This window comes from Lysinibacillus sp. FSL R5-0849 (assembly GCF_038595075.1).
Classification (GTDB): domain Bacteria; phylum Bacillota; class Bacilli; order Bacillales_A; family Planococcaceae; genus Lysinibacillus; species Lysinibacillus fusiformis.
On the sequence record NZ_CP152004.1, the window covers coordinates 3,016,836 to 3,029,061 of the forward strand.

Genomic DNA, 12,226 nt, shown 5'->3' on the forward strand with positions numbered 1-12,226 from the left:
CCCATCTATGTTACGAATTTTTCTCTATTTCACCAAAATTCGCGTATTTGCTATGTATATCGTATCTCCATTACCTAGTGGGTATGGAATCTCTTGTTTTAATCTATTTTTCACCCGCTTATGCGCCTTTTTTAAACCTACCCCATTAACAGAATCAATATCCTCTACATACCAAATACCAGCTACACAGTTGAGGACCGCATGTTCATAATTAACAAGAGATTCATATTCTGTTCCACTTAAATCAATATCTGCCTTATATTCAGCTGAGCTTTTTCCTATAAGTAATGAAATTTGATCACCAAGCTCCCATTCATCCACTTCAATCCCACTTTCATTAAGGAGAACAAGCTTAGAAATGTCCTTATTTGTCATAGTTTGAGTAATTGCTTTCGCCTCGTATTTGAGAGAACCATAAATAATAGCAAGAATGACCATTACTGTGCCAATAACAAATTTTAAAAGAACCTCCTGATTCATAACAAAAACATATAAAATGAAAAAGAAGGCAATGGTGACAATAATGATATCGATAATTTTTATAAGCATTTTTTTTCTTGCATTTTCACTGTAAGCTTCAGTTGGATATTGATCATACATGTAATCACACTTCCTCACTTTTTACCATTTGATTATTTATTAAAAAAGCGCTCAAATAAATCCGTTGTGTCAAGGGGATTTTTCTTCGCATTTTTATGTAGAGTTGAGGACATTTCTTTTGTTTTCGGATTGAAGCCAAAAAAGTGTTCAAAGTTTTTTTCAATATTATTTATATTAAAATCTGGTTTTTTGTCTGCAGATTGATGTCCATTAGAATGTCTTTCATCCGTTTGCTTCGATTGCCAGCCTGTACCTGGATCATCGAGACTAGCATCATATGGCTCTCTCAATGCCGGATCTTTCAGTACTTTATAGGCTTCTGTAGCTTTTAAGAAAATTTCTTCTGATTCTTTGTTTCCCCCGCTTACATCAGGATGGTGCTTTTTGGATAGCTTCCGATAAGCGAGCTTTATTTGATCTTGTGTGGCATTTCTACTAACACCTAAAATTTCATAATGTGTTTTCATCTTTTCAACCCCAATTTAGGATTATTAAAAATTATCTAAGGAACTAAATAAGTTCCTTAGATAATTAGAAGAGTTTTATCAAGCTACAACCTTAGACAGCGTAGCCACCCTCGATTTTTGCCAAGTCTGTTTTGTCTTTCTTTTGCTTAATGAATAAGTAGAATTCACCAATACCTTCTGTATCACCATATCTTTCTGTGTAATCCACAACAAAAGCATTTGGGAAGTGAATTTTTCTTACTACTTGATCCGCTGAGATAACCTCAAGCGTTACTTTACGGTAACAATCTGCTTTTTCAGCAGGTACTAATGACCATAATCCTAATTTCATCGTATCATCAGAATTATCACCATCAGTAGCAGTTAAAATTTTACCTTTTACCTTTAAAGTTGCTCCAACATCTGTAGAGCGAGCATTAGAATCGTTTGGGGTATCTGTCTCATACTCGACAGTCATAATGCTTTCTAACCCTAATTCAATTGCTTCTGATCCTTCTACTTTTAATACAAAACCCATTTTTAGTTCCTCCTAATTTGTGTTGAATGACTCCCATCTTCTCTGATGAATTAAGTTTAAGCATAGCTATCTCATTTCACAGAGCAACGTGTTAAAACAAGCATTGTGAAATATGTAATTTTTCATCTGGATGATGTTAGTCGATTCATATTTATGTTAAAAGATTTATTATTTAATAAATCTTAAACATCCTACGTAAATTTTTAATGATTGAAATAAATAAATTGTTAGGCTTTAACAGCGCTTGTCCCTTTAGTAATCGTGACTTCAAGATTTTTGACATTCCCATTAAACACAAGATCAATCTGACAAAGACTTGTTTTCTCATCAATGATGTAGCCGATATCGTCTCCATCATGGATAATAGAGTTTACATGGCCTTTATCATTGAGCCACTTACTTTTTTGACTGCTTGGATTATTACTAAAGAAACGAACAATATTTTCATGTTTAAAGTCCCCTGATTGGAAACGAAGGATTCTTTCAATATACGTACTAACTTGAGTTTTGTAGATTGAATCAAACCCATCTTCTTCCATCGCAAGACTTCTTGCTTTATAGACAGTAATACGTCTAATATCTTTATCCTGTAGTTGAGCATTTTCAGAAGAGAATACAAAACCAAAGCTTCTGCTATTAATAGCATCCTTAATATTATTCGTAAAACCGGAAATCTCTTTTGCCATAGTTGTTACTGCTCTTAGTGAATTATCTCCCGCTTCAATATCGAATCGAACTCCCGGATAATTTCGTTTAACATTTTTAAATGATTCCTTTAAATACTCTGGACATTGGTAGGCAGATACGATACCTGCTGCAACATAACTAGCATCCACATAAACGCCTTCAATCCATAGCTTTAAGATATCTTCTTTCTCTTTTGATAAACGTGCTCCATTTTCAGTAGTATGCATACGTGTATCAATAACGACTCCTGATTTATCTTTAGGAATAATCGTAAAGTTTGGTAAACATGGTATAGCAAACTCACTATAATCCTTTCTAACTAGTACAGAGCATTTATCGATAAGACGATCAATACCAGCTGTTGCAATCCCATTGAAGGTTGTTTCTTCTTCAGCCATAAAGTTAAAGAAAATTTGCACCTTGTAATCTTTTATAGTGTCCAAGAGAATGGATAGTGATTCCATCGTGTTACCCTCTTGCTTGGTCACTTTATCGTTTCCTTTGAATCTAGATCGACTTACTTTCATTTTTCCAGATGCTTCAAGTTCAAGGGCTGGTACAATTCCATACCATACCGTATCTGTAAAGTCATTTTTCGAGTTCACAGTGTTTAAGTAAGTACGTAATCTCGGTAAGTTATTACTTTTTACCAGCATATCTAACTTAGTGTTAGTGACGATTAATGAAGGTTGCATACCCTTGTTTTTAGTTGCATATTGATCAAAATACATTTTGATCCCTAATAATTTTTCAACTAAAGGTTTAACCGTTTTGACAAATTCATCCTTTGCATCCTTATAGAATTCAAGATATGTATTGTAGTTTTGAACTTCTGTTTCTACATCAAATTCAGCTTTAATTGCTGGAAGCGGCGAGAATGTTCTGACGACTAAATCTTTCACATAAGAAGATGGTGATTCAGTTATTGCTTCGTAATCTTCCTCAAATACAGTACTTAAGCCATAATTACTATTTTCCTCAATGACCATTAATTCTGCACTATTTGTTTGTGGTGCCTCAATGATTTTCAATTCACCATTGTCACCAATTGAAAGAGTACCTATTTGTAACTTTTCAGATTCTCCCTCATCTTGACTAGCACCCAATAATAATCTTGTTTTAATATCCTCAATTGCTAACGGTAACATCGCCATCACATTGTTATAGTTTCTACTAGCTACTTCAAACATAAGATTAAGCTTGTCACCTGTATCTAATTTCTTAGGGTCGCCTTCATCTAGCTTGTCATATTCACCATACAGGTAATGAATCTCTTTACGTACTTGACGAATGTCATCCATGACTTTTTTAGGAGAGATCATATCAAGTAAATTTTCAAATTTAAAATCTACATTGGCAATTCCTTGACTTCTTTTTGTATCAATGAGCGTAAATAGCATTTTTAAAAAATCATTATTTTGGTCAATTGCTATTTCAGAAATACAATCATCTTGAATTCCTTCTGGCTTTTTTAAGGTATACATGACTTTTTGATTTGCGGCATTGTAAAATGAGTAAACCGTGGGAGAAAACTTATCTAAAAATTCATCGAAACTTTTTACAAGAAGACTTTGATTAATTTCTTTAATTTTTTCATCACTTAGACTATCAATTCCTTTGACATCTCCAACGAGCGTAATTAAATCCAATTTCTCAGGATTTATTTCTTCAAAGAGCATAGTTCGGTTTGTTTGATTAATAATCTCCATTCATTTGGCTGTATAATTCTACAGCCATCCCTCCTTTTAAAACGAATTCGAGTAGGCATAAGCATTAGTAAGTAATTAGAACATACGAGCATAATGAGTACAGGGTTGGATATTGCAAAACCACATCAAATACTATTGTTTTATGAACTAATTATCACTGTTCTACACATAGTAATATAGAATAATAAAACAAAGTAGTTAAAATATACCAACCTTACACAAAGCTATGTAGTGAAATTGAAATTAATTTATAAGAATCTCTATCCAACTTTATGCATCTTTCTTACAAACTTTACTAATGATTAATGTATCACATTGGTAACTATACAATATCTAAAATCAATGTCAATATTTTCTATAGAATATATTGTCACGAAAAACATTTATAAGTATCTTTAGTAAAAATATTACATGGCAATAAATATGATATTTTTATACAATTTATGGCTTTTTTAATATTTTTTTATAAAAAAAACAACTTATGGTCCGTTTTACCTTAGGCCATAAGCTGTTTTATGATAAATACTCAATATAGTAAAAATGGATAAATAGTATGAAGCGAATAGTAAATTTGGTCATTTGGAATCAAAAATCTCAAAATAGTTCTTTTTGCATTTGAACTTTAATTCAATAGCAATCATATTTTTAATAAATTTTAGGGAGGAACACCTTTTTTTAGTTTCTATTTGCAGCCCCCACATAATAGTGAATGACATAAAAATACTTACTTTCGGATTATATTTTCTCACATTCGCAATTTTATCCTCAATTAACCTCTGTGAAACATCTACTGGTATTTTATTCGTTAATGCATAGTATAAGGTTGCCATCAAGCTATAAATATCGGTATAGATTCCTTGTTCTCCTTTCATGGAATACTGTTCAAGGGGAGAATAGCCTGGACTAGTAAATATCGGATATTTTGTTACGGTTTTATAGTACACGGCAGATCCAAAATCTAATAAATGGGGCTGTCCCTTGGCATCAATCATAATATTACTAGGTTTAATATCGCGATGTATGATCCCCTTATTATGTAAATAAGTAATCGCATCTATTAAGGGTAAAAATATATCTTGATAGAGAAGATGTCTCTCACTCAATGAAAATCGTTGTATATATTGCTCTAATAAAACCCCTTCATAATAATCTGTGACTATATAAATGGAACCATTTTCAAAAAAATGATGTCGATATTTAACAATATGTTGATGGTTCAATTGCTGGAGCATGCAAGCTTCACTTAGAAATCTCTCCTTTAATTCCTGAAATTTTTCCTTTGTAGAAGGTAAACGATTGATTACTGATTTGTTATCCAAATCTCGTAAAGCAATCTCTAAAGGGAAAAACTCTTTTATAATAATTTCTTCTCCAGTGCTTATGTATTCGGCTATATAAACAAATGATAATTTACTCGTTGCAAGGAGCCGTTTGATGCTGTATGTATTATTTAATAGATTATTTATTGGTAAACTCAATTCCGCTGATGTTGTTTGCATTTGAATCCCTCCTTCCACAAACCATCTAAGGGAAATTATAACAAAAAACTCATATAAAAACCGCCCACTAAAAAAGTGAGCGGTTTGTCAATTTTAAGCTTTTTGATAACGTAGTACAGGTGTACGAGCCGCACGTGTTTCGTCTAGGCGAGAAACGACTGTAGTATGTGGTGCTTCTTGAACGATGGATGGATTTTCCTCCGCTTCCTTCGCAATTTGAATCATCACATCGCAGAATGCATCTAATGTTTCTTTAGATTCTGTTTCTGTTGGCTCAATCATTAACGCCTCTTCCACATTTAATGGGAAGTATGTTGTTGGTGGATGATAGCCAAAGTCTAACAGACGTTTTGCGATATCTAGTGTACGAACGCCCAATTTCTTTTGGCGATGACCAGATAAAACAAATTCATGTTTACAATGACGGTTATATGGAAGATCGTAGAATGGCTCTAAACGACGCATCATATAGTTGGCGTTTAATACAGCATATTCTGTGACAGCTTTTAGGCCATCTGGACCCATTGTACGGATGTACGTATAAGCACGCACATTGATACCAAAGTTACCATAGTATGGTTTTACTCGTCCGATAGATTGTGGACGGTTGTAATCGAAATGGTATGCTCCTTCTTCCGTTCTTACAAGTACTGGCTTTGGTAGGAATGGAATTAAATCTGCCTTTACGCCTACTGGACCTGAACCTGGACCACCACCACCGTGTGGACCTGTAAATGTTTTATGCAGATTTAAATGTACACAGTCAAAGCCCATATCGCCAGGACGTGCTTTACTCATAACGGCATTTAAGTTGGCACCATCATAGTACACTTTACCGCCAACAGAGTGGATAAGCTCCGCCATTTCGATGATGTTTTCTTCAAATAAACCAAGTGTATTCGGGTTTGTTAACATTAAGGCAGCAGTGTCAGGACCTACGACTTTTCGAAGGTCTTCAATATCAACTAAACCAGTTTCATCTGATTTAACTGTAATTGTTTCAAAGCCTGCTACTGTTGCTGAAGCTGGGTTAGTTCCGTGAGCAGAGTCGGGAACGATAACTTTGTTACGGTGACCTTCTCCATTTGCTTCATGGAAAGCGCGGATCATCATTAATGCTGTCCACTCTCCATGTGCCCCTGCTGCTGGCTGTAATGTCACTTCATCCATACCAGTAATTTCTACTAATGACGTTTGAAGATCATAAAGAAGCTCCATGGCACCTTGTGCTGTTGACTCATCTTGTAGTGGGTGCACATTGGCAAAGCCAGAAAGACGAGCTACCGCTTCATTAATTTTTGGATTATATTTCATCGTACATGAGCCAAGTGGGTAGAAGCCAGAGTCTACACCATGATTTCTACGAGAAAGTGCTGTGTAGTGACGCATGATATCAAGCTCAGATACTTCAGGTAATTCTGCTGCCTCTGTACGTACTAAATTAGCAGGTAATATATCTGTTAGATCTACTTCAGGTACATCAAGCGCTTCTAAACTATAGCCAACGCGACCTTCTTTTGAAATTTCAAAAATGAGTGTTTGATTTTCGTTATGCATGAAGAGCCCCCATTTCTGCAACTAGTGCATCAATTTCTTCTTTTGTGCGTAATTCAGTCACTGCAATTAGCACATGATTTTTAAGAGAGTCATAATTTTGACCTAAAGGATATCCACCAATAATACCTTTTTCAATTAAGCCTTTATTGATTTCCTTCACACATTTATTTGTTTTCACTACGATTTCATTAAAATGTGCACCTTGGAATGCTACTGTAAAGCCTGCTGCTTCAAAGGCATTTTTTGCATAACGTGTTTTCGCAATATTTTGTGTAGCCATTTCGCGAATACCTTGTTTCCCTAGAGCTGTCATCGCTACAGAAGCTGCAAGTGCAAGAAGTGCTTGGTTCGAACAGATATTAGAAGTTGCTTTATCGCGACGGATATGTTGTTCACGTGCTTGTAGTGTTAATACATAACCACGACGTCCTTCACCATCTACTGTTTCACCAACAAGACGACCTGGCACCTTACGCATTAATTTAGTTGTCACTGCAAAGAAACCACAGTGTGGACCACCAAATGCTTCAGAGATACCGAAAACTTGTGCATCACCTACACAAATATCAGCTCCTAGTTTACCTGGAGGAGTTAAAATACCTAGGGCAAGTGGGTTAGACGATACTACGAATAAGCTTTTTGCTTCATGTGCTATATCACCAATTACTTGAATATCCTCAACTTGACCAAAGAAGTTTGGATATTGAGCAATAACTGCTGCCGTATTGTCGTCAATTAGCTCTTTTAAAGCTGCAATATCAGTCACACCATCTTTATGTGGAATTGTTACGATTTCAATAGATTGACCATAGGCATATGTAGCCACAACATCACGATATTCTGGGTGTACCGTTTCAGATACTAAAATTTTCTTACGACGTGTATGTCCAGCTGCCAACATTCCTGCTTCAGCCAATGCTGTACCACCGTCATACATAGAAGAGTTGGCAAGATCCATACCAGTAAGCTCTGCAATCATAGTTTGGAATTCAAAAATAGCTTGAAGCTCACCTTGTGAAATTTCAGGTTGATAGGGTGTATAAGCTGTATAAAACTCTGAGCGAGAAATAACATGATCCACGATCACGGGCTTGTAGTGGTTATAAACGCCTGCACCTAAAAACGATGCATTCGCATTTGTGTCTTTGTTTTTAGCAGCAAGTGCCGATAACTCTTTTAATAAAGCAGATTCCGATTTTGCTGCCTTGATGTCATAAAGGCCTTTAAAACGTACTTTCTCTGGAATATCCTCGAATAATTCATCAACTGAGGATACACCGATTACGTCTAACATTTCTTTTTGATCTTGCTCCGTCATTGGTAAATAACGATGTTTCATAAATGTAGGTCCCTCTTTTCAGCTATTATTTTGAACGCTTGTAAAACGGTGTTTCAACTGTAATCACTTTTAGTTGCTTACCACGGATTTCAATTTCTAATTCATTTCCGATAGTTGCGAATTGACTGTCAATTAACGCGTGACCAACATTACGTTTTGAAGAAGGAAGCTGTGTTCCTGTTGTAACTTCACCAATTTCCTGACCATCTTTAAACACTTTATAGCCATGGCGTGGAATCCCTTTATCGATCATTTCAATGCCAACTAGTTTGCGTGGAAGACCATTTTCCTTCTGAGCTACTAATGCATCATGACCAATAAAATCTTCTTTATTTAATTTCACAGCAAAGCCAATACCTGCTTCAAGAGGAGAAATGGTTGCTGATAATTCTTGACCGTAAAGTGGCAGACCCGCTTCAAAACGTAGTGTATCTCGACATCCTAGACCTGCAGGAACAACACCTTTGTCTTGACCAGCATCTAAAATTTTACCCCATAGCGCTTTAATATCTTCTGGTGCTCCATATAATTCGAAGCCATCTTCTCCTGTGTATCCACTACGAGAAACTAACACCTTATGTCCTGCAACTTCTACATTCCCTTGGAATCGGAAAAATTTAATGGCACTTACATCAGTTGAAGTTAGGGATTGAAGAACCTCCTCTGCTAAAGGTCCTTGTAGGGCAATTTGTGCATAGGCTTCCGATTGATTGTCAATCGTCACATCATATTGATGTTGATTTTCCAGCATCCAATCATAGTCTTTTTCGATATTTGCTGCATTCACGCATAATAAATAGTGGTCATCAGCTAGCTTATACGTTAGTAAATCATCGACAACACCGCCGTCCTCATAGCACATTGCTGTGTATTGTGCCTGGCCAGTAGCTATTTTTGAAACATCATTGGATAAAAGATTTTGTAAAAAATCTAATGCATCGGGACCGGTTACTAAAATTTCACCCATATGGGATACATCAAATAATCCCGCACGATTACGTACTGCATCATGTTCATCTTTAATAGAGGAGAATTGAACTGGTAATTCCCATCCACCGAAATCAACCGTCTTAGCACCGTATTTCGCATATTCTTCAAATAGAGGTGTACGTTTTAATTCATTCGTCATTCTTTTTTGCCCCCTTATTGTTAGTTACATTTTTACTGGTAGTAGTTCGTCTGCTTTTTGTATGGGTACAATCATGACTTAGCAAAGTAAAAAGCTTCACGGAGTACCTAAAGACATAAAAAAAGACAGACGAACCCCTTTTCGGGATTCTCTGTCCTTGCACCTGAAAGTTACACCAGACTAACTCGCATGGTTGATACTGCCAATTAGTCGGCTTTCCCCTTTGGTGGCTGCTATTGTTATACTACAGCTCTCTCCAGAGTTGCGTCTTATACGAGTCCTTTTACCTGAGAGATTCATAGCCATTGCTACTTGCTCCTTCGGTGGCGTTTAATTACGCTCTCTCCCCGTATAATCATCCGCCCAAGATACATCTTGGTACTATTTAGTATTCAATGAACATTTAGTTACTTATTTGTCTATATCCTAACATTAAATGCATTGAAAAGGCAATCATTTTTTAAAAGATAATAAAATACGAACATTAGCAGGATTCGTATCTCTCATCGTTCGCTTTTAAGCCTTTTTACTTGGAACACTAAATACTCTAAAATTTGACGAATGGTTCTGCCCTCTGTCAGGACCTGAATATGCCCTGCATCACGATAAAACTTTCTTCTGTAATGATACAGACTTTCTAGCTCTTCTTTTGTTGAGCTTTGTACGATTGGTCTGTTAGGATCATGCTGAATTCGTTTATAAATATCTTCAAACGAAGCATCTAAAAAAAATACTAAGCCACTACGTCTCATAATTTTTCGATTTTCAGCATTCATCGCAACTCCACCGCCCGTAGAAATGATACAAGCCTCATCGCGGAAACTTTTCAAAAATTCTGTTTCTATTTTTCGAAAATGGGCCTCTCCGTACTTTTCAAAAATCTGCGGGATGGACATTCCTTGCTGTCTCACTATTTCATGATCCATATCATAATATGGCATCTTTAATAAAAAGCTTAAACGTCTTCCTAAAGCACTCTTTCCACTACCCATAAAACCAACTAAATATATTTTTCGCAATTCGAATCACCTTCTTATAACTACGATTCTACACTGTCTGACAAAATTTGTCCCAATAAATTTATCGTAGCTTGAACATTCAATTTTTCGAGCCCATCATATGTTTGAAATTGCATTTCATATGACATACAATACGCAAGAAGAAAAGTAGTTACAAGAAATAATAATGCAATTGCGATTAAAAAAATAGCCCCACTGTCATTTTTCAATAATTGGCACATAGAAGGTTCTCTCCTTTTGCATACCACTAGGCATTTCCACCGCTACCGTCAGCACATTTCCGCTATAAGTGAACTGACATTTATTGATGCCATTTAGCATGGGAACATGTCCTCCATTTACTTGTTCACGAATGGTATTACGATAGCAATCAATATAATGGACAGATTCTGTGGTCTGGAAAGTGATTCTTTTGTGATCATCCCGCACGGAGAACGTTAAAATATCCTTTAGCCCTTTATTTAAATCATACACAAACTGCTCCCATTTCGACTGTTCATCCGTTTGCATAGTTGAGGTCATTTCAGCATACCACAGCATAATTAGGACAAAAAGATGAGAAATAAGCACAAACACCATTAATTGAAACATTGCTTCTAGTAAGGTATAGCCCTTCTCATTATTCATCGACATTTCCTGTAAGGGGAATACATTTTTGGCGTGGCTTAAGTATATTGTGAAAACGAACACAAATTTCTTCACCATTAAACATCCATTGATACTCAACCTGTTCAATAATTCTTGTGCCCTCAGTTTGTTGTACAGCTTGAAATAATTTCAGGCCCTCATACGCCGTTTCAGCTGCAATCATTTCCATTTTTTTATTCATAAGATTCGTTTTCATCGTATAGGTAATAGGCAATAAGGAGCTGCAAAGTAACATCAAGATGCCCATTGCCAAAATCGTTTCAACAAAAGAATAGCCTGACTCATTCAATTCTCGCTCTCCCTCGCCCTAATGTAATGATTACCTTTTTCTTTCCCTGTGGCGTTTGAAACGCGATGGTGCCAGCTGACCTGACATTGCCATTAACATTATAAACAATCGTATAAATAGAGCTCTCATCAGGCAAAAATTCGACTCCTTTAGGGAATGGACGTTCATATAGATTGGAAAAAGCATCTTTTTGAATAACGTAGCGCCTTGTAGAGCTTTCGAATTTAATCGCGATATATTGTCGCTGGTTCATGCTATAGGTTTGAATATACTGAATGTCTAGTTGAATTTGAGTAAAAAAACGCTCTAATTCCTTTGACTCCGCTAATTGTAAAGAGAATTTGCTAACAATGGCTGTTAAACTCATAACAAGAAATAAAACTATTAGCATTTCGAGGATCGTAAAGCCCAATTCATTTTGTCGCTCTCTCATTAGCCATTCGTACCTGCACCGACATTTGCTAACCGTACCTCTCCCTTAGTCGTAATAACTATTTCTTCTTTATTAGGACAAGTTGTTTCATTTTCTTTCAAATAGCCTTCTTTTACTAAATCCTCTAAAGTTGGATATGCCATAAAATCCACTCTATAGGCTTCTACTTGCCCCTGTACCATATTAATATAGGCAGCACAGCCCTTCTCATCAATCGTAGCGAAGTGCTTCGTAACATTTGGAATTGTAATTAAAATAAGAATAGAAATGATTAACAAAACAATGAGCATTTCGATTAAAGTAAAACCATTTTGTTGTTTAATATGTTTCATC

General features: G+C 35.8%; 13 protein-coding genes and 1 riboswitch. All 13 genes read right to left on the reverse strand.

All coding sequences use genetic code 11. The features are described from left to right. Positions 1-24: 24 nt before the first annotated feature. The 13 genes from MKY80_RS14775 to comGC all read right to left on the reverse strand — a co-directional run bounded on the left by MKY80_RS14775 (position 25) and on the right by comGC (position 12,225). Entirely contained in the window at positions 25-600 is a 576-nt protein-coding gene (locus MKY80_RS14775) for an FHA domain-containing protein (protein ID WP_089986106.1), read from the reverse strand. Positions 601-632: 32 nt separating this feature from the next. After that, positions 633-1,067 (reverse strand): DnaJ domain-containing protein, encoded by a 435-nt coding sequence (locus MKY80_RS14780; RefSeq protein WP_008181063.1) that lies wholly within the window; start codon positions 1,065-1,067, stop codon positions 633-635. Between the two features lie 91 nt (positions 1,068-1,158). After that, entirely contained in the window at positions 1,159-1,584 is a 426-nt protein-coding gene (locus MKY80_RS14785) for a hypothetical protein (RefSeq protein WP_008181062.1), read from the reverse strand. 227 nt (positions 1,585-1,811) lie between these two features. Beyond that, entirely contained in the window at positions 1,812-3,980 is a 2,169-nt protein-coding gene (locus MKY80_RS14790) for a transcriptional regulator (protein ID WP_171365666.1), read from the reverse strand. A 575-nt stretch (positions 3,981-4,555) separates the two neighbouring features. After that, the gene (locus tag MKY80_RS14795) at positions 4,556-5,479 is read right to left on the reverse strand and encodes a serine/threonine-protein kinase (RefSeq protein ID WP_342529993.1); all 924 of its coding nucleotides are present in this window, start codon (positions 5,477-5,479) and stop codon (positions 4,556-4,558) included. Positions 5,480-5,572: 93 nt separating this feature from the next. Beyond that, positions 5,573-7,036, reverse strand: coding sequence for an aminomethyl-transferring glycine dehydrogenase subunit GcvPB (gene gcvPB, locus MKY80_RS14800; RefSeq protein WP_008181056.1), 1,464 nt, complete (start codon positions 7,034-7,036; stop codon positions 5,573-5,575). Further along, a complete protein-coding gene (gene gcvPA / locus MKY80_RS14805) occupies positions 7,029-8,375 on the reverse strand; it encodes an aminomethyl-transferring glycine dehydrogenase subunit GcvPA (RefSeq protein WP_008181054.1) in 1,347 nt (448 codons plus the stop codon). Before gcvPA ends, gcvPB begins: the two co-directional genes overlap by 8 nt. Positions 8,376-8,400: 25 nt before the next feature. After that, on the reverse strand, positions 8,401-9,504 hold the full coding sequence (gene gcvT / locus MKY80_RS14810) for a glycine cleavage system aminomethyltransferase GcvT (RefSeq protein ID WP_089986109.1): 1,104 nt from the start codon (positions 9,502-9,504) through the stop codon (positions 8,401-8,403). Positions 9,505-9,769: 265 nt separating this feature from the next. Further along, positions 9,770-9,863: riboswitch (glycine riboswitch) on the reverse strand. 144 nt (positions 9,864-10,007) lie between these two features. After that, positions 10,008-10,523, reverse strand: coding sequence for a shikimate kinase (locus MKY80_RS14815; RefSeq protein WP_342529996.1), 516 nt, complete (start codon positions 10,521-10,523; stop codon positions 10,008-10,010). Positions 10,524-10,721: 198 nt separating this feature from the next. Continuing rightward, entirely contained in the window at positions 10,722-11,150 is a 429-nt protein-coding gene (comGF, locus tag MKY80_RS14820; protein WP_089986111.1) for a competence type IV pilus minor pilin ComGF, read from the reverse strand. Further along, positions 11,143-11,460, reverse strand: coding sequence for a hypothetical protein (locus MKY80_RS14825; protein ID WP_089986112.1), 318 nt, complete (start codon positions 11,458-11,460; stop codon positions 11,143-11,145). The genes comGF and MKY80_RS14825 overlap by 8 nt, the downstream gene beginning before the upstream one ends. Further along, complete coding sequence (gene comGD, locus MKY80_RS14830) at positions 11,453-11,893, reverse strand: competence type IV pilus minor pilin ComGD (protein WP_008181042.1); 441 nt, start codon at positions 11,891-11,893, stop codon at positions 11,453-11,455. The genes MKY80_RS14825 and comGD overlap by 8 nt, the downstream gene beginning before the upstream one ends. Further along, positions 11,893-12,225, reverse strand: a complete 333-nt coding sequence (comGC, locus tag MKY80_RS14835) for a competence type IV pilus major pilin ComGC (protein WP_008181040.1) — start codon at positions 12,223-12,225, stop codon at positions 11,893-11,895. Before comGC ends, comGD begins: the two co-directional genes overlap by 1 nt. Position 12,226: the final 1 nt, after the last annotated feature.